The 18259-nt window shown below is 68.0% G+C and carries 15 protein-coding genes and 1 tRNA gene; 10 read left to right on the top strand and 6 right to left on the bottom strand.

What is annotated here, in order from left to right; all coding sequences use genetic code 11:
* Positions 1–61: 61 nt before the first annotated feature.
* Positions 62–739 (top strand): Crp/Fnr family transcriptional regulator, encoded by a 678-nt coding sequence (locus tag QFZ69_RS02765; protein ID WP_011693220.1) that lies wholly within the window; start codon positions 62–64, stop codon positions 737–739.
* Positions 740–1028: 289 nt separating this feature from the next.
* Here the strand turns inward: QFZ69_RS02765 and QFZ69_RS02760 are convergent, their stop codons facing one another.
* From QFZ69_RS02760 to QFZ69_RS02750, 3 genes are read right to left on the bottom strand one after another with little or no spacing between them, the layout of a single operon-like run.
* Positions 1029–1943 carry an NUDIX hydrolase gene (locus QFZ69_RS02760; protein ID WP_306915505.1) on the bottom strand — a complete coding sequence of 305 codons (915 nt, stop codon included), beginning with the start codon at positions 1941–1943 and terminating at the stop codon, positions 1029–1031.
* A gap of 17 nt (positions 1944–1960) precedes the next feature.
* Complete coding sequence (locus tag QFZ69_RS02755) at positions 1961–2539, bottom strand: RidA family protein (protein ID WP_306915504.1); 579 nt, start codon at positions 2537–2539, stop codon at positions 1961–1963.
* A gap of 2 nt (positions 2540–2541) precedes the next feature.
* Complete coding sequence (locus tag QFZ69_RS02750) at positions 2542–2697, bottom strand: DUF4177 domain-containing protein (protein ID WP_003797879.1); 156 nt, start codon at positions 2695–2697, stop codon at positions 2542–2544.
* 37 nt (positions 2698–2734) lie between these two features.
* Between QFZ69_RS02750 and QFZ69_RS02745 the strand changes: the two genes are divergently transcribed.
* The 5 genes from QFZ69_RS02745 (at position 2735) to QFZ69_RS02725 (ending at position 10405) form a co-directional block, all read left to right on the top strand.
* Positions 2735–5017 carry a transglycosylase domain-containing protein gene (locus QFZ69_RS02745; RefSeq protein WP_306999887.1) on the top strand — a complete coding sequence of 761 codons (2283 nt, stop codon included), beginning with the start codon at positions 2735–2737 and terminating at the stop codon, positions 5015–5017.
* A 3-nt stretch (positions 5018–5020) separates the two neighbouring features.
* A complete protein-coding gene (locus QFZ69_RS02740) occupies positions 5021–5968 on the top strand; it encodes a metallophosphoesterase (protein WP_306915503.1) in 948 nt (315 codons plus the stop codon).
* A gap of 588 nt (positions 5969–6556) precedes the next feature.
* A complete protein-coding gene (locus tag QFZ69_RS02735) occupies positions 6557–8389 on the top strand; it encodes an ABC transporter ATP-binding protein (RefSeq protein ID WP_306915502.1) in 1833 nt (610 codons plus the stop codon).
* On the top strand, positions 8386–10215 hold the full coding sequence (locus QFZ69_RS02730; RefSeq protein ID WP_306915501.1) for an ABC transporter ATP-binding protein: 1830 nt from the start codon (positions 8386–8388) through the stop codon (positions 10213–10215). The genes QFZ69_RS02735 and QFZ69_RS02730 overlap by 4 nt, the downstream gene beginning before the upstream one ends.
* A gap of 113 nt (positions 10216–10328) precedes the next feature.
* Positions 10329–10405, top strand: a tRNA-Pro gene (locus QFZ69_RS02725).
* 218 nt (positions 10406–10623) lie between these two features.
* Here QFZ69_RS02725 and QFZ69_RS02720 read toward each other — a convergent pair.
* Positions 10624–10815 (bottom strand): hypothetical protein, encoded by a 192-nt coding sequence (locus QFZ69_RS02720; protein ID WP_306915500.1) that lies wholly within the window; start codon positions 10813–10815, stop codon positions 10624–10626.
* 128 nt (positions 10816–10943) lie between these two features.
* On the opposite strand from QFZ69_RS02720, the gene QFZ69_RS02715 reads away from it, so the two are divergent.
* The gene (locus QFZ69_RS02715) at positions 10944–12224 is read left to right on the top strand and encodes a helix-turn-helix domain-containing protein (RefSeq protein WP_306915499.1); all 1281 of its coding nucleotides are present in this window, start codon (positions 10944–10946) and stop codon (positions 12222–12224) included.
* On the opposite strand, the gene QFZ69_RS02710 is transcribed toward QFZ69_RS02715, so the two are convergent.
* Together QFZ69_RS02710 and purD are read right to left on the bottom strand one after the other, a co-directional pair.
* On the bottom strand, positions 12221–13177 hold the full coding sequence (locus QFZ69_RS02710; RefSeq protein WP_306915498.1) for a phosphoribosylaminoimidazolesuccinocarboxamide synthase: 957 nt from the start codon (positions 13175–13177) through the stop codon (positions 12221–12223). The two genes, QFZ69_RS02715 and QFZ69_RS02710, sit on opposite strands and share 4 nt — an antisense overlap.
* Positions 13178–13179: 2 nt before the next feature.
* Positions 13180–14490 (bottom strand): phosphoribosylamine--glycine ligase, encoded by a 1311-nt coding sequence (gene purD, locus QFZ69_RS02705; protein ID WP_306919573.1) that lies wholly within the window; start codon positions 14488–14490, stop codon positions 13180–13182.
* Between the two features lie 675 nt (positions 14491–15165).
* Here purD and QFZ69_RS02700 point away from each other — a divergent pair.
* The 3 genes from QFZ69_RS02700 to QFZ69_RS02690 are packed head-to-tail and all read left to right on the top strand — an operon-like array spanning position 15166 to position 18241.
* Positions 15166–16758 (top strand): molybdopterin-dependent oxidoreductase, encoded by a 1593-nt coding sequence (locus QFZ69_RS02700; RefSeq protein ID WP_306915497.1) that lies wholly within the window; start codon positions 15166–15168, stop codon positions 16756–16758.
* Between the two features lie 35 nt (positions 16759–16793).
* A complete protein-coding gene (locus QFZ69_RS02695; RefSeq protein WP_306915496.1) occupies positions 16794–17810 on the top strand; it encodes an asparaginase in 1017 nt (338 codons plus the stop codon).
* Positions 17811–17818: 8 nt separating this feature from the next.
* Positions 17819–18241: a sterol carrier family protein gene (locus QFZ69_RS02690; RefSeq protein ID WP_306915495.1), complete on the top strand. Its 423-nt coding sequence runs from the start codon at positions 17819–17821 to the stop codon at positions 18239–18241.
* Positions 18242–18259 lie beyond the last annotated feature (18 nt).

The raw sequence follows: 18259 nt of genomic DNA, 5'->3' as shown, positions 1-18259 counted from the left end.
TGTCAAAATTCTGGAAGAATGGCTGAAGCGCCCCAGCCGACACAGTAAGTCAGGAGATTTCATGGACATCGAGGTATTGCGCCGCGCACCACTTTTTGCCACGCTCGACGACGAGGCGTTCCGTCTGCTGACGGACGAACTCACCGAGGTGGACCTCTCACGCGGGGCCTCGGTATTCCGGGAAGGCGACCAGGGTGACCAGCTGTACTTCATCGTCTCCGGCAAGGTGAAGCTCGGCCGCACGTCGCCGGACGGCCGGGAATCGCTCCTGGCCATCCTCGGACCGGGTGAGCTGTTTGGCGAAATGGCACTGTTTGATCCGAGCCCCCGGACCGCCACAGCCACAGCGGTCTCGGAAACGCGCCTCGCCGGGCTGAAGAACGAAAGCCTCAACGCGCTGCTGCGCACACGCCCGGAAGTTTCCGCGCAGCTGCTGCAGGCCCTGGCCCGCCGCCTGCGCCGCACCAACGATTCGTTGTCCGACCTGGTCTTCTCCGACGTCCCGGGCCGCGTGGCCAAGGCCCTGCTGGACCTCGCGGACCGTTTCGGGCGCCCCGCGACCGACGGCGTCCTGGTGGCCCACGAGCTCACCCAGGAAGAGCTGGCACAGCTGGTCGGCGCGTCCCGCGAGACCGTCAACAAGGCCCTCGCCGAGTTCGTCCAGCGCGGCTGGCTGCGCCTGGAAGCCCGCGCCGTCGTCATCCTCGACATGCAGCGCCTGCGTCAGCGCTCCCGCTAAGAGTATCCAGCAGCACAACGAAGGCCGGCCCGTGAAACGGGACCGGCCTTCTGAGTTTGGGGCTGTGAAGCGAACCGCGGGACATGCCCAGTCCTCGCGCACAGGTTCGCGGGACATGCCCAGTCCCGGGACCGTGGACTGGACATATAGCCATTATGTCCACTGGACTCAGACAGGGGAGCGCATGTCCCCCTGGCCCGGGGAGGAGAGGTGGGGCATGTCCACCGGCCGGAACGCGGGCGCGCACCGGCAGCCCTGGCCGCATCGCCCGCCCGTCACGCGGGCAGGATCAGCGTTCCCGCTGCGGCTCCCCTGCGACGGTCTTTGCGGCTTCCACCTCAAGCAGGAGCCGGCCGTCGTCTTCCTCGACGAGTTTGGGCTGGTAGACGTGGGCTTTGCGTTTGTAGCTCAGGTACGCGATGCAGCCGTTGGCGGCGGCCATCTTTTCGAGCATGATCTCGGAGCCTGGCACCAGGAGTTGGCTCAGGGTCAGCCCGACGGTGTTCTCCTGGCCCACCTCGTCGCCAAGCACCGTGGTGTCCCGCTCGTTGATGACCTTGCGGACGCAGACCCACCGGCCCCAGACACCCTTGCTGGCCAGCAGCGAGGGCTGCTGGTTCATCGGCACCGTGGCAGCGAAATAACGGGTGTTGAATCGAAGGTGCGCAAAGTCGGGGCTAAGCCAGTTGACCAGCGGCTTCAGCAGGTCCGTCCGCACCGAAAGCCCGCGTTTGGCCAGCACTTCGGTGAACGATTTCTCCTGCGCGGCCACGGCTTCCCGGGCACGCATCCACTTCGGGGTGGACGTGCCCTCCACGGTGCCGGACAGGTCCGGCCCGGCCAGCAGGACGCCGGTCTCCTCGAACAGTTCACGGATGGCGCCGACCACGTGGCGGCGCGCCAGCCCGACGTCGTCCGTTCCCATCTGCTCGGCCCAATGCTGGGGTGAGGGGCCCAACCAGCCGACCGCGTCGTCGTCGGACGCCTCCAGTGATCCCCCCGGGAAGGCGAGCACGCCCAGGGGCGAAGACCCTGGCCGGTAACCCAGCCAGGTCTCCAGTCCCGTCGGGGAATCCCGCAGGAGGACCACCGAGGACGCGTACCGGGCCGCGCGCGGCGTCCGTTCGCCGTGTTCAAGCCAGCTGCGTGCCGCCCCTTCCAGGTCGGCGGGAAGAGCGAAAAGTCGTCGGGCTAACTGAGGCAAGGGAAGTGACCGGCCCTCTAGGCGAATTCGGCGATCAGTTCGACCTCAACGGGAGAGTCGAGCGGCAGGACAGTGACGCCGACGGCGGAACGCGCGTGCTGGCCGGCGTCGCCGAGGACCTTGCCCAGCAGTTCGGAAGCGCCGTTGATCACCCCGGGCTGGCCGGTGAAGGACGGGTCCGAGGCGACGAAACCGACCACCTTGACGATCCGTGTGATGCGGTCCAGGTCGCCGATGACGCTCTTCACCGCGGCCAGCGCGTTCACGGCGCACACGGCGGCGTAGTCCCTCGCGGCTTCGGGGGAAACGGTCGGCTCGTCCGAGGTTCCTTCCGTGCCGGAGGAGACCTTGCCTGTGGCCTGGAGTTTTCCGTCGATGAACGGCAGCTGGCCGGAGGTGTAGACGTGGTTGCCGGAGACGACCGCGGGAACGTAGGCGGCCACCGGCGCGGCGACCTCCGGCAGTGTCAGGCCGAGCTCGGCCAGGCGCTGTTCGACGGCGGACGACGCGCCCGCGTTGTCGGTGCCGGCGGCGGGGTTTTCCTGCTGGGCCGGGTTCGCGGAGGCGCCGGGCGCGGCCGCTGCTGGGGTGCTCATGGCTACTGCTTCTCCCGCTTCAGGTAGGCAACCAGGCCGTTGCCGTCCGGGCCCGGAACAACCTGGACAAGCTCCCAGCCGTCGTCGCCCCACTGATCCAGGATCTGCTTTGTAGCGTGGATAATGAGCGGAATCGTGGCGTACTCCCATTTCGTCATGCGAGTAAGCCTAGTACTTGCCGGTAAAGTGGAAAACATGGCGACTGGTAAGAACCCTTTATTTGACACGGCCACCACCCTCGGAAAAGTCCTTCTTTTCCTGGGCGTGAGCGCCATTTGTGGTGTCCTGGTGGCGGGGCTGCTGGTCCCGGCGGCTGCCATATCCGGCAGCGCGGCGAGCGGTTCGATCAAATTCTTTGAGACCCTTCCGGCCGAACTGCAGGTGGATCCGCCCAGTCAGTCGACGACCGTGCTGGCCTCGGACGGCAGCGTCATCGCCAACCTTTACGCCGAGAACCGCACCCGGGTATCGCTGGACCAGATGTCGCCACACATCAAGGATGCGGTGATCGCCATCGAGGACAGCCGCTTCTACGAGCACGGCGGCGTGGACACCACCGGCATCATGCGGGCCCTCGTCAGCACCGCCCGCGGCAACAGGCAGGGCGCGTCGACCATCACGCAGCAGTACGTCAACAACGTCATCAACTCCTCCCTCGAGGCCGAGGGCAAGGGCGACCAGGTCCTCCTGAACGGCGTCAACAAGGGTGTCGGGGACAAACTCCGCGAGATGAAGCTCGCCATCGCGCTGGAAAAGAAGTTCACCAAGGAACAGATCCTTGAGGGCTACCTGAACATCGTGTTCTTCAACCGGGACGCCTACGGCATTGAGGCCGCCTCCAAGTTCTTCTTCAGCACCACCGCGAAAGACCTGACGCTGCCGCAGGCTGCGCTGCTGGCGGGCGTCGTGAACAGCCCGTCCTTCTACGATCCGATCGCCAATCCGGAAAACGCGAAGAACCGTCGGGACCTGGTGCTCAGCTCGATGCTCAGCACCGGAAAGATCCAGCAGGCAGATTACGACGCCGCCGTAGCCACCCCGGTGGAAACCAAGGTCACCCCGGCACGGCAGGGCTGCGCCTACTCCACCACGGCCCCCTATTTCTGTGATTACGTGCTCCACCTGCTGCTGAATGACCCGGCCTACGGTGCCGACGCCGACGAGCGCGAGAAGAAAGTCTTCCGCGGCGGACTGACCATCAAGACGACCCTCGACCCGAACGCCCAGGCTGCGGCGCAGGCCCAGGTGGACGGCTCCGCCGGCGCCAATCCGGACAAGTGGGGCGCGGCCCTCGTCTCCGTCCAGCCCGGCACCGGCAAAATCACCAACATGGCGCAGAACACCGTGTGGTTCCCCGCCGAGGGCAAGTTCGATTCCCAGCTGAACTTCAGCGTCGACCAGTACGACGCCGACGGCAACGACCTGAACGGCCTCGGCGGTGCGCAGCCGGGCTCGACCATGAAGCCGTTCACCTTCGCGCAATGGCTGAACGAGGGCAAGTCGATGAACACGGTCGTCAACGGTGCAGTGCGCAGGTACCCGCTGAACTTCAGATGGCGGAACTCCTGCGGCATAACCACCGGCGCCTACAACACCGCCGAGAAGGGTCTCGGCGCGGCCGACGACCTGCAGAACGCCGAGGAGAATTACTACCGCTCCATGAGCGTCCTGGAGGGCCTCTACAACTCGATCAACACCGTCACCTTCGCCTCGGCCGCGCAGCTGGACTTCTGCGGCATCCAGAAGACCGTTGACGCCGTCGGCCTTCACGGTGGCCTGCCCGAACGGGACAGCTCCGGAAAGATCACCGCACCCAACCCGAAAATCAATATGTTCTCGACCGGCAACCTGCTGGGTTCCACCCAGACGTCGCCGCTGACCATGGCCAGCTCCTTCGCCACCTTCGCCAACGACGGCAAGTACTGCGAACCGATCGCCATCACCGAGGTGACGGACCAGACCGGCGCGCAGCTTCCGGCCCAGGCCACGAACTGCCGTGACGCGCTCAAGCCCGAGGTGGCCCGCGGGGTGAACTTCGCTCTGCAGGAAGTCCTCAACAGGGGTTCCGGGTCCTTGATCCAGCCCCGGATCTCCACCCGTACCTCCTTCCCGATCGCGGCCAAGACCGGTACCTCGAACAACAACGGCTCCACCTGGGTCGTCGGCCACACCAGCGGACTGGCGACGGCGTCGTGGTTCGGTGACGCCCTCGGCTCGCAGCAGCGGGCCGGCCAGAACGTCACCATCAACGGCAAGTTCTACCGGGGGGTCGACGGTTACATGATCGCGGGCCCGCAGTTCTCGAACTTCATGTCCGCCGTGGCCCCGGCGTACGGGACGAATCCGTTCCCCGCCCCGCCGTCCAACCTGGTCACCGGCCCGGCTCCGATCGTGCGCCCCACCACCCCGGCAACCAGGGAATCGACGCCCACCGAGAAGCCGGAGCCGTCACCGAGCCCCAGCGACAAGGAAAAGTAGCCAGTGGCCGGGGGAACCACGCTGGCGGGCCGCGTCCGGGGCTTCGGGCGCGGCCTTGCCGTAACGGCGGCTTTTGGCGCAGCGACCGGGGCCGCCGCCGCCGGCTACGGACTGTGGGAGAAGAACCAGTTCGTCCTGCGGGAGGAGTCACTGGCCCTTCTGCCGCCGGGCCACGGGCCGATCCGCGTGCTGCATCTCAGCGACATCCACTTCGTGCCCGGCCAGCGCCGGAAGGCCGGGTGGCTTGCCTCGCTGGCGGACCTGTCGCCCGATCTGGTCGTAAACACCGGTGACAACCTCAGTCACGTCAACGCGGTGAAACCCCTGCTCGAGGCGTTGCAGCCCCTGATGGAGTTCCCGGGCGTCTTTGTGCCCGGTTCCAACGACTACTTCGGCCCGCAGCTCAAGAACCCCGCCTCCTACCTGCGCGGTCCGTCCGGGGAGCGCCAGAACCCGGTCGACCTGGACTGGCCGCGGCTGCGCTCCGGTTTCGGGATGGGCGGCTGGGTGGACCTCACCAACCGGTCCCAGTCGCTCGTGGTCAAGGGACTGCGCCTTGATTTTTCCGGCGTGGACGATCCCCACCTGGGCCTCGAGCGCTACGCGGGCTGGCCGCGCGGGACCAAGGGCCAGAACGCGTCAGCGCACCTGCGCATCGCCGTCGCCCATGCCCCATACCAGCGCGTCCTGGATCACTTCACCGAGGAGGGGGCGGACCTGCTGTTCGCCGGACACACCCACGGCGGCCAGATCTGCCTCCCGGGCTACGGCGCCCTGGTCTCCAATTGCGACCTCCCCACCTGGCGTGCCAAGGGTCTGAACGACTGGCAAAGCAACGGACGCACGACGCCGGTCAACGTCTCCGGCGGCATCGGCACCTCGCGCTTCGCCCCGGTCCGCATCGCCTGCCGGCCCGAGGCCGTGCTCCTGACCCTCACGCCCCGGCCCTGACCCACGCCCGCCGGGGGGACATGCCCTCCCCTGGGGACCACGGTTGGACATAACGGGCCTATGCCCATCCCTCGCGGCCAGGACTGGACATGTCCCCCGGCATTGCGCGGTCCGGGCCCACCCCTGAACCACGCCCGCCGGGGGGACATGCCCTCCCCCGGGGACCACGGTTGGACATAACGGGCCTATGCCCATCCCTGGCGGCCAGGACTGGACATGTCCCCCGGCGTTGCGCGGTCCGGGCCCACCCCTGAACCACGTCCGCCCCGGGACATGCCCTCCCCCGGGGACCACGGTTGGACATAACGGGCCTATGCCCATCCCTGGCGGCCAGGACTGGACATGTCCCCCGGCATTGCGAGGTCCGGACCCACCCCTCGCTGCCAGGACTGGACATGTCCCCCGCCGCCCGCCCCCGGCCCCCGGACCCCGGACGCCGGCCGGGCATTGCGGCATGTACTGATTGGGCCAGATCCTGATGTGACCCGGTTCCTGTGAACCCGGTCACCCGATGGCCTAGGGTAGTTGCTACCGGAAACTACCTCCAGTTGCGTTAGATACTTCGCAGGCGCGTTTTAAGAAGCAGGCATGGCCAAGCAGACTCCGTTTTTCTCCTCCATCAGCCGTCTTTACCCCCACGTCAGGCCGATCCTGCCGCGCCTCGTTCTGGGCCTGCTCTGCGCGTTGCTGGCCAGCGTGGTGGCCCTGACGATCCCGCAGGTGCTCCGCGTCCTGGTCAACGAATCCCTCCGCCCGGGCGGGAGCGCGGACGCCGTCTGGATCGCCTCCCTCGTGATCCTGGGCCTGGGCGTGACCGAGGCGGGCCTCGTGGCGCTGCGGCGGCAGTTCGTGATCAATCCCGCCACCACGGTCGAGACCCGGATGCGAGTGTCCCTGTACGGCCATCTGCAGGATCTCACGGTGTCCTTCCATGACCGCTGGGGATCCGGGCAACTGCTCTCCCGGGCCATGACCGACCTGAACTTCCTGCGCCGCTGGATGGCCTTCGGCGCCATCATGCTCGTGGTCACCACCCTGACCGTGGCGATCGGCGTCGTCGTGATGTTCTCGATGAGCTGGCAGCTGGCCCTGATCTTCCTCGCCGCCGCGGTGCCGATCATGATCTACGGCTTCCGTTTCCGCACCCGCTACAGCAAGGTGGCCCGCCGTAGCCAGGACCAGGCCGGGGACCTCGCCACCACGGTCGAGGAGTCCGTGCACGGCATCCGCGTGCTCAAGGCGTTCGGCCGCAGCCGCGAGGCGCTGGAGAACTTTAATGGACAGGCCGAGGAGCTCCGCCAGACCGAGATCGCCAAGGCGAAGCACCTGGCCGTCTTCAGCCTGGTCGTCACCCTGCTGCCCGAGCTGGCCCTCGGTGCCGGACTCGTCGTCGGCGTGCTGCTGGCCTCCACCGGGGAACTCAGCATCGGGGCACTCGTGGCGTTCTTCGCCACCGCCGCCGTGATCGCGGCACCGGTGGAGTTCTGCGGCATGCTCCTGGCCATGGCGCTGACCGCAAAGACCGCCATAGACCGACACTTCGAGGTCATGGACGCGGCCAACACCATCACCAGCCCGGAGGACCCTCACCGCCCCGCCGAGCTCCAGGGCGCCCTGAGCTTCCGCAACGCCGCCTTCGCCTTCGAGGACGCCGCCGACACGCCGATCCTCAAGGACATCAGCCTGGATATCAACCCGGGCGAGACCATGGCGCTCGTCGGTATCACGGGCAGCGGCAAGAGCGCCCTGCTCCAGCTGGTCCCCCGGCTTTACGAGGTCACGGCCGGATCCATCACCATCGACGGCGTGGACTTGCGCGAATTCAGCGTGGAGGAACTGCGGAGCATCGTCGCTGTGGCCTTCGAAGACACCACCCTGTTTTCCAGTTCAGTCCGGGACAACGTGCTGCTCGGCGTCCCCGGCACCAGTTCGGAAGCGCACCACGAGGAGGCCCTGGAAGAGGCGCTCGACGTCGCCCAGGCCCACTTCGCCTACTCCCTGCCCGACGGTCTGGACACGCTGATCGGCGATGAAGGGCTCAGCCTCTCCGGCGGCCAGCGCCAGCGCATCGCCTTGGCCCGCGCCATCGCCGCCCGGCCGAAGGTGCTGGTCCTCGACGACCCGCTCTCTGCCCTGGACGTCAACACGGAGGAACTTGTCGAGCACCGGCTGCGGGAGGTCCTCGCGGACACGACCACGCTGATCGTCGCCCACCGCCCGTCCACGGTGGCGCTGGCGGACCGGGTGGCGCTGCTCGAGAAAGGCCGGATCTCCGCCGTCGGCACCCACGCCGAGCTGCTGTCCCAGAACAGCCACTACCGTTACGTCATTGCCAGCCTCGATCCCGAACCGCGGGACCTGGATTCCGATTTGTATGACTCCGAACTGCCAGACCTCGAGGCCGAGGAGGTATCCCGATGAGCAGTTCCACCTTCGGCACCGCCAACGAGGACAACGCGCACCTGTCCAAGAGCGAGAGCAAGGCCGTCCGGCGCCGCTCGCTGGCCCTGCTGCGCTCCCTGATCCGCCCGGTCCGGCGCCGCTTCTGGCTGACCATCGCCGCCGTCGTACTGTCCCAGGCGGCGCGCGTGGCCGGACCGGCGCTGATCGCCTTCGGCATCGACCGGGCCCTGCCGGCCCTCCGCGCCGGGGACAACCTCCCGCTGGTGCTCACCGGCGCCGCCTACCTCGCCGCCGCCGTCGCGACGGCGGGGCTCACTGCCGTGTACGTGACCTCGACGGCGCGACTCAGCCAGGCGATGCTGCTGGACCTGCGGGTCCGGGTATTCCGGCATACGCAGCGGCTGAGCCTGGAGTTCCACGAGAAATACACCTCCGGGCGCATCATTGCCCGGCAGACCTCGGACCTTGAGGCGCTCCGCGAGTTGCTGGACTCCGGGGTGAGTTCGCTCGCGTCCGGGCTGTTGTTCATGATGTTCACCGCCGCCACGGTGTTTGCGCTGGACTGGCGCAGCGGGCTGCTGGTGCTGGCGGCGGGCGTGCCGATGTATTTCCTGGCGCGCTGGTACCAGAAGCACTCCCAGATCGCGTTCCGCGAGTCCCGCGTGGTCTCCGCCCGGCTGATCGTGCACTTCGTCGAGACCATGACCGGGATCCGCGCGGTCAAGGCCTTCCGCAAGGAACCCGAAAACTCGGTCCGCTACACCGGACTCGCCGAGGACTATCGCAAGGCCACCGTCCGCTCAATCAACCTCAACGGCATCTTCCAGCCCGGTCTGGTGCTGATCGGGAACGTCTGCGTCGCCGTCGTGCTGCTCTTCGGCGGCTTCCGGGTGCTTAGCGGCGACCTCGCCGTCGGCGTGCTGCTGGCCCTGATCCTGTCCACCAAGCGCTTTTTCCAGCCGGTGGACCAGATGGCGATGTTCTACAACTCCTTCCAGAGCGCCCAGGCCGCGCTCGAAAAGGTCTCCGGGCTGCTCGAGGAAGTCCCCACCGTCCGGCCGCCCAGGAACCCGGTGGCCCTGCAGGACGCGAAAGGCACTATCGAGTTCCGTGCCGTCCAGTTCCGTTACGGGAATGGTCCGGTGATCATCCCGACCATGGACCTGCACATCCCCGCCGGCCAGACCGTGGCCCTGGTGGGGCAGACCGGCGCCGGGAAATCGACGCTGGCGAAGCTGATTGCCCGGTTCTACGACGTCTCCTCCGGGTCCCTGTTGCTCGACGGCGTGGACCTGCGCCAGCTCACGACGGCGGATCTGCGGCGGAACGTTGTCATGGTCACCCAGGAGGCCTTCCTGTTCAGCGGCTCCGTGGCGGACAACATCGGTCTGGGCCGCCCCGACGCATCGCGGCAGGAGATCGAGGATGCCGCCCGGGCGGTCGGTGCCCACGCGTTCATCCAGGAACTCCCGGAGGGCTATGACACGGACGTCAACAAGCGTGGCGGCCGCGTTTCAGCCGGGCAGCGCCAGCTGATCAGCTTCGCCCGGGCCTTCCTGGCGCGCCCGGCCGTGCTGATCCTTGACGAGGCGACGTCCTCGCTGGACATCCCGTCCGAACGGCTCGTGCAGAACGGCCTCAGCCAGCTCCTGCAGGGCACCGGCAGCGACGCCGGCCGGACCGCGCTCATCATCGCGCACCGGCTCTCCACGGTCGAGACCGCAGACCGGGTTCTGGTGGTGCACGACGGCCGCATTGTCGAGGACGGCACCCCGGAGCAACTGGTCGGCGGCGGCGGGCACTTCGCCCGGCTGCACGGGGCCTGGAAAGACTCGCTGGTCTGATCCCCTTCTCCGGATGCTCCTGTTCTCCGGATGCTCGGGGCGGACCGCCGGCCGATTTCACATCCGGGGCCCACATCGGATACTCTTGTGAAGTTGCTTTTGTAGCAGCGGATCGGGATGTGGCGCAGCTTGGTAGCGCGCGTCGTTCGGGACGACGAGGTCGCAGGTTCAAATCCTGTCATCCCGACCAATCAAGAAGAGGGTCTTCCAATCGGAAGGCCCTCTTCTTTTATGTCCGGATTTGTGACCGGCAATCCGTTGCGCCGCCGCCAGGACAGCGGGGCGAACGCGGGCGCCGCGCCGGGCGGGGCAAACGCGGGCGCCGGGCGGGGCCCAAGGTGAAGCTCCACACAAAAAGAAGCCCCGGGACATGGTTCGCGCATGTCCCGGGGCTCCTCTGGGTATTGCCTACATGGGGTCCGGCCAGTTGCCGATGTCCGGGGAGGACGTCATCGGATCCGGCCAGTTGCCGATTGCCGAGGTGTGGCCCATGGGATCCGGCCAGTTACCGATAGCACTTACTGACAGCGCCGCCGGGGCCGCGGCGGCAAACGCGAGGGCACCCGCCAGCAGGACGCCGGCTGCAATCTTCTTCAACATAGAGATCCTCAATAAGAGTCGGGGTCTGCACCAAGTCAGCACTACCTTGTTGACACACATTGTAAAATGATTTCCACAGGGGCTGTCAAGCACTTAGTACAAAGAATGTCCGGAATGAGGAGGTATCCGTGGGGAACGGATTTGGGGAGAAGCTCCGCGCGGAACGGCTGGAACGGGGTCTCACGCAGGCGGAACTGGGCCGGGATCTGTACTCGCCCAGCTACATCTCACTGCTCGAAACCGGACGCCGCGAACCGACCGCTGATGTCATCGAAGAGCTTGCCCGCCGCCTCGAACTTGCCCCCAAGGCGCTGGAGGCTTGGAGTCAGCCGGTCTCCGTCAGTGACGCCGAATACGTGCTCGCCGTGCTGTACGCCCGGCAGGCCTGGGACCTGAGAGACTACCCGCTGGCGGCCACCCACGCCGCGGCAGCGGCCCAGATCGCGCTCGAGGCCAAGAACACCAGCGCGTGGTGGAACATGACCTACATGCAGGCTGAATGCCTCATGAAGCAGGGCGAGCTCAAGGAATGCCAGAACCTCGTGCAGCGGCTGCTGGACCACCCGATGGCGGCCGAATCGGCCGGGCTGGGCGTCCGAGCCCGGCAGATGCTGGCGGCCGTATGCCACGGGCAGGGGGAGCTGGCCGTCGCCGTCGCGCATGCCCAGGAAGCGGTGCGGCTCTGCGCCGACCTGCCCAAGGGATCCACCCTCATCATCGGGGCGCTGCGGGCGCTGATTGGGGCGCTGGCCGAAAGCGGCCGGCTGGACGAGGCCTGGCAGTACTGCCAGGACATGAACGCGCAGATGGATGATCATTCGATGACCCAGCTCGCCGGCGAAGTCGCCTGGGTGATCGGGAACGTCGCCTTCATGCGCCACGACTACGCCGAGGGGATCAAGTACCATGAGCGCGCGGCGCAGATGCTCTCCCCCGCCAACGACATCGACCTGTGGGCTCGCTTCAACAAGGCGTCCGCCGCAGTGAGGCTGTCCTCGGGGATCGTGGAGCCGGAGACGCTGACCTCGATCGAACGCGCCGAGCTGGCGCTGTCCATTGTCGGCGGCAACAGGACCGACGAGCTTGAAGTGGCCTTCATCCGGGCCCGCTGGCTCTACCTCACCGGGGACATCGTCGCCGCAGTCCAGAAGCTGCGGGAGATCCACGCCGAACGCGATGCGCTGGCCCGGCACGTCGCCGGCGAGGTGGCTCTCCTGCTCGGCAAGGCGCTCAAGGCCGCCGGCGAATCCGACGAGGCCCTCATCTACCTCGGTGAGGCGCAGAAGGAGTTCAGCGCCGCGGGGGCCTCGGACCGGGTCCAGCAGGCACTGGATGCGGTGCTGGAGATCCGGCTGGCGAAGCGCCGTGCCGAGGCGGCCGCCTCGACGAAAACCCCGGCGAACAGTTAACTGAACGGCCGGCCGGTGAGCTTCTCGTAGGCCTCGACGTAGCGGCTGCGGGTCCGGGCGACGACGTAGGCCGGCAGCGGAGGCGGGGGCACGTCGGAGGACTTGTCCCAGCCGGATTCGGCCGAGGTCAGCCAGTCGCGGACGTACTGCTTGTCGTAGGACGGCTGGGCCTTGCCGGGCTCATAGGTGGCGGCGTCCCAGAACCGGGAGGAGTCCGGGGTCAACACCTCATCGCCCAGGGTGATGACGCCGGTGGCGGCGTCGAAGCCGAACTCCACCTTGGTGTCCGCCAGGATGATGCCGCGGCCCCGGGCGATCGCCTCGGCCCTCGTGTAGATCTCCAGGGTGAGTTCGCTCAGCCGGGCCGCGATGTCGTCGCCGACCATTTGGACGACAGCGTCGTAGGTGATGTTCTCGTCGTGCTCGCCCACCTCGGCCTTGGCGGAGGGGGTGAAGATCGCCGGGTCGAGCCGGGATCCATCCACGAGGCCCTCAGGCAGCGGGATGCTGCATACGGTGCGCGTCTGCCGGTATTCGGCGAGCCCGGAGCCGGTGAGGTAGCCGCGGGCGATGCACTCGACGGGGAACATGTCCAGCTTCTTGCAGATCATCGCGCGGCCCTCGACGGCGGCGGGGACGCCGCCGTCGACCGTGGACGCGAGCACGTGGTGCTCCACGCCCAGCTGCTCGAACCACCACAGGCTGAGCTGGGTGAGGATACGGCCCTTGTCCGGGATTTCACTGGCCAGGACGTGGTCGAAGGCGCTAATCCGGTCACTCGCCACCACCAGGACGCATTCGCGGCCCATTCGCTCGGTGATGGTCTCATCCACCGGAACGTACAGGTCGCGGACCTTGCCGGAGTAGACGTGCTTCCAGCCCGGCAGGTCCGGCGCGGCGGTATCCAGGCCCTTCGGTGCGTCACCGGGCAGGGAGGAATTGGTGCCGGTCATGCTTAGGCCTTCGCTTTCGTGGTGGCCGGGGCGCCGGACGACGTGACCTTGATCTCGCCGCGGGCCGCCTTACCGCCGATGTCGGTGCGGAACTGGCCGCCCTCCAGCTGCACCAGCTCGACGCCGTCGTACGCCCGTTCCCGGGCCTCGACGAGGTCGGTCCCCAGCGCCACCACGGCGAGGACGCGCCCGCCGGCGGACACCACCTTGCCCTCGGCGTCGAGCTTGGTGCCGGCATGGATGACATGGACGCCCTCGATGGCTTCAACCTTCTTGAGCCCGCGGATCCGGTCTCCCGTGCGGGGGGCTCCGGGGTAGTTTTCCGCGGCGACGACGACGGCGACGGCTGAGTCTTTGGACCAGCGCAGCGGCTGGACCTTGTCCAGTTCGCCCTTCGCGGCCGCCATCAGCAGGCCGCCGAGGGGAGTCTTGAGCCGGGCCAGGACAGCCTGGGTCTCCGGGTCGCCGAAACGGACGTTGTACTCGATGACCCGCGTGCCCCGGGCGGTGAGGGCCAGACCGACGAACAGCACCCCCACGAACGGCGTGCCGCGGTGCGCCATCTGATTGACCGTGGGCTGGGCGATGCGGTCAAGGACCTCGTCGACGAGGCCCTCGGGGGCCCACTCCAGCGGCGTGTAGGCGCCCATGCCGCCGGTGTTGGGGCCTTCATCGTTGTCGAAGATGCGCTTGAAGTCCTGGGCCGGGGAGAGCGCCACGGTGTTGCTGCCGTCGCAGAGGACGAATACCGAAACCTCTGGGCCGTCCAGGAACTCCTCGATCACGACGGTGCCGCCGGCAGCGAAGCAGCTCTGCGCATGGGCGAGGGCCTCACCGCGGTCGTTGGTGACCACGACGCCCTTCCCGGCGGCGAGGCCGTCGTCCTTCACCACGTAGGGAGCCCCGAAGGTGTCGAGCGCGTCGGCGGCTTCCTCGGCGTTGCCGGCCACCCGTGCCATCGCGGTGGGGACGCCCGCCTCGGCCATGACTTCCTTGGCGAAGGCCTTGGAGGCTTCCAGCTGGGCGGCGGCCTTGCTCGGACCGAATACCGGGATGCCGGCGTCGCGGACGGTGTCGGAGACACCCGCAGCGAGCGGCGCCTCGGGACCGACAACCACGAGGTCCACCGTGAGCTTGGCGGCCAGGGCGGCCACGGCGTCGGGGTCGTTCGCGTCAATCGCATGCGTGGGGACCAGCTTACTGATGCCGGCGTTGCCCGGAGCCGCGTGGACTTCGGAAACGTTGGGGTCTGCGAGCAGGGATCGGACAATTGCGTGTTCGCGGCCGCCGGGGCCGATGACGAGTACCTTCACAGTTCCCAAGGGTACTTTGTGGACCCGGCTGGTTCCTAAGCTGTGTCCGCCGCTGGACATGCCCAGTGGTGACGTCCTTGACTGCGGGACATGCCCAATCCTGGCCGCGGGCGATGGACATGCCCGATGCCCAGGCCTGCGAGCGCGGGACATGCCCAGTCCTGGCCGCGAACAATGGACACAATGGCATCATGCCCATCCCCGGGCGCGAGCGGAGAGCATGTCCTGTGGCGCGGGGCAGCGCGGGGCGGAGGGTATGTCCTACAGGCGGGAGGGGTCGGGGGCACGAGCTGGACTTGCCCAGTCCTGGGCGCGAGCGGAGAGCATGTCCTGTGGCGCGGGGCAGCGCGGGGCGGAGGGTATGTCCTACAGGCGGGAGGAGTCGGGCACGAGCTGGACTTGCCCAGTCGTGGCCGCGGGGCCGGGCGGAGGGCATGTCCTGGGCGGCGGGGCAGCGTGGGACATGTCCAGTCCTCAGGCCTGCGAACGCGGGACATGCCCACTCCTGGCCGCGAGCGATGGACACAATGGCATTATGTCCACCGCTGGGCGCGGTCGGAGGGCATGTCCCTTCGGCGCGGCAGTGTGGCTGGGCACGAGCGGAGGGCATGTCCTGTGGGGCGGGACAATCCGCAGAGCGTGCGGCTACGAACACAGTGTATGAAGAAGCCCAGCATGCAGAACCACGCCCGGCAGGAGCCCCGGAAACGGCTCGGAAATCCCATCGCGCTGGCCGCGCTGGCCGGCGTGGCCGCGGCCGCCGTCGTCCTGTCCGTGGCGGAACTGATCGGCGCCTTCTTCACGGCGCGGGCGACGCCGCTGATCGCCCTAGGCTCGACCTTCATCGATTTCACTCCGCCATGGATGAAGGACTTCGCGATCGCCACCTTCGGCACGAACGACAAGGCGGCACTCTTCGTCGGCATGGGCGTGACCATCCTGCTGCTTGCCTGTGTGCTGGGCGTGGTGGCCTACCGCAAGTGGGCCCTGGGCGTGGCCGGTGTGCTGCTGATGGGCGCCGTGATCGTGGCCAGCGTCGTCACCCGGGCCAGCGTCAAGCCGCTGGACGCGATTCCTTCGCTGATCGGCACCCTCGCCGGGCTGATCGTGCTCCGGCTCCTGGTCACCCGGCTGTGGCGGATGCGGGAATGGCCGGAAATGGCCTCGGACGTCGCCGCCAAGGAACCGGAACGCCCCGCCGCCAGCCGGCGCGCCTTCTTCGCCGCAACGGGCGTCACCGCAGCCGCCTCGGCCATCGCCGCGACGGGCGGCCGGCTGCTCAGCGCGGCCCGCAGCAACGTGGCCCAAGCCCGCGAATCCCTCCAACTGCCCGCGCCGGCCAAGGCCGCCCCGGCCGTTCCCGCCGGGGTGCAGTCCAAGGCACCGGGAGTCACGCCGTGGCTGACGCCCAACAAGGACTTCTACCGCATTGACACCGCCCTGAGCGTGCCGGAAATCAACGCTCGGGAGTGGGAACTGCGCGTCCACGGCCTCGTGGAACAGGAGGTCCGGCTCAGCTTCCAGGACCTGCTCGACGCGGAGCTGATCGAATCCCATGTGAGCCTGACCTGCGTCTCCAATCCGGTCGGCGGAAACCTGGCCGGCAACGCCAAATGGCTCGGCCTGCCCATCCGTGATGTGCTCAAGATGGCCCGGCCCAAGGACGGTGCGGACATGGTGCTCTCCACCTCGATCGACGGCTTCAGCGCCTCCACCCCGCTGGAGGTACTGCAGGACGACCGCGACGCCATGCTGGCCATCGGGATGAACGGCGAGGCCCTCCCGCTCGAACACGGCTACCCGGTGCGCATGGTGGTTCCCGGGCTGTACGGCTTCGTCTCGGCCACGAAATGGGTCGTGGACCTCGAGGTCACGCGCTTTGCCGACAGCAAGGCGTACTGGACCGAGCGCGGCTGGTCCGAACGCGGCCCGATCAAAACCATGGCCCGCGTTGAGGTCCCCAAATCCTTCGCCCATGTCCCGGCCGGGCGGGTCGCGATCGGCGGCACCGCCTGGGCCCAGACACGAGGCATCACGAAGGTCGAGGTGCAGATCGACGAGGGCCCCTGGACCGAGGCCACGCTCTCCGCCGAGGCTTCCCTCATCACCTGGCGGCAGTGGTCCTTCGACTGGGAGGCGACCCCCGGCCCGCACTACATCAAGGCCCGCGCCACCGACGGCACCGGAGAAGTGCAGACGGAAAGGCGTGCGGATCCAGTTCCCGACGGTGCCTCCGGCTGGCAGTCGGTTATGGTGACCGTGCAATAACCGGAGTATCCCGCGAGGCACCATAGACTGACCACATGCCCCTGAATTCGCATGCCACCTTCACCGTCGAGTCCGCCGTCGAACTGGCAGTTGTTGAACGCAGCGGTTTCGTTGAGTCCCGCCACATCGGCTCCGCCGTCGTGATGTCCGCCGACGGCACCGTCGTCACCGAACTCGGCGACATCACCACCCCGATCTTCGCCCGCTCGACCCTCAAGCCGCTGCAGGCCCTGGCCGCGATGCAGTCCGGTGTCCCCCTGCGCGGCGCCCAGGCGGCGATTGCCTGCGGCAGCCACGTCGGCTCGCTGGACCACATGGACGTGGTCGAGGGCATGCTGAAGGCCGCCGGCGTCAAGGAAGAACAGCTGCAGTGCCCGGCGGACTGGCCGCAGGACGAGTCCGCCCGGAACTGGCTGGTCCACTCCGAGCGGGGCAAGTCGCGCCTGGCGTTCAACTGCTCCGGCAAGCACGCCGCCTTCCTGTGGGCCTGCACCGAGAACGGCTGGGACACCCACAGCTACCTGGAGCCGAACCACCCCCTGCAGCAGCGGATCCGGTCCGTAATCGAGGAGTACTGCGGGGAAAGCATCGCCCACCTGGGCATCGACGGCTGCGGGGCCCCGGTGGCGGCCGTCTCGCTGACCGGTCTGGCCCGGGCGTTCTCGAAGCTGGCCAAGGCCCCGGGGGACAAGAACTCCAACGCCCGCGCCGCGACCATCGCCACGTCCATGCTGGACTACCCGTGGGCGGTGCAGGGTCGTGGGGAGTCCAACACCATCGTCATGGATGAGCTCGGCATCCTCGCCAAGATCGGCGCCGAAGGTGTCCTGGGGATGGCCACCCCGCAGGGCGTCTCCGTTGCCATCAAGGTCCTGGACGGCAACATCCGGGCCACCACGCTCGTGGGACTGACCATGCTCGCGGCCGCCGGCGCCGTCGAGATCCCGGAAGTCTCCAGCGTGCTGGAGAAGGTGGTGGAGCCGGTGCTGGGCGGGGGCCGTCCGGTAGGCAAGATCCGTCTGGGCCGTGCCGTCTCGGCGCTGCTGGACTAGGCGGGTCAGTGGGAGTTCAACGACGCCGGATCGCAGTCGAGGAGGGCCGCTCGGCGCTGGCCGCCTGGCTGGAAGCCAGCACCGGCGCCCGGGACCCAGGCAGCCAGGACCCCAGCGGCGACGTCGTACCGGGCGCCGCCGGCGCGGTCCCGCGCAGCACGATCGCGACGGCGGTGCGCTACTCGCTCGAGGAAGTCACTGCCCGGGCACCCGGAAACTCCGTCGAGGTCCGGGTCCCGCCGTTCGGTGTCACGCAATGCGTGCAGGGACCGCGCCACACCCGCGGCACCCCCCCGAACGTCATCGAGTGCGACGCCGCCACCTGGCTGGCCATGGTCGGCGGGCAGCTGAGCTGGGCGGACGCCGTGAGCAGCGGGCGGGTCGCCGCCTCGGGACTGCGCGCCGATCTGTCCGGTCTGCTGCCGCTTTAGCCTGGCGGGGCCGGCCAG

Source organism: Arthrobacter sp. V1I7 (assembly GCF_030817015.1).
Taxonomy (GTDB): Bacteria; Actinomycetota; Actinomycetes; order Actinomycetales; family Micrococcaceae; genus Arthrobacter.
The sequence above is the reverse complement of the archived record's forward strand: the minus strand, read 5'-3'. Positions and strand labels throughout refer to the sequence as shown.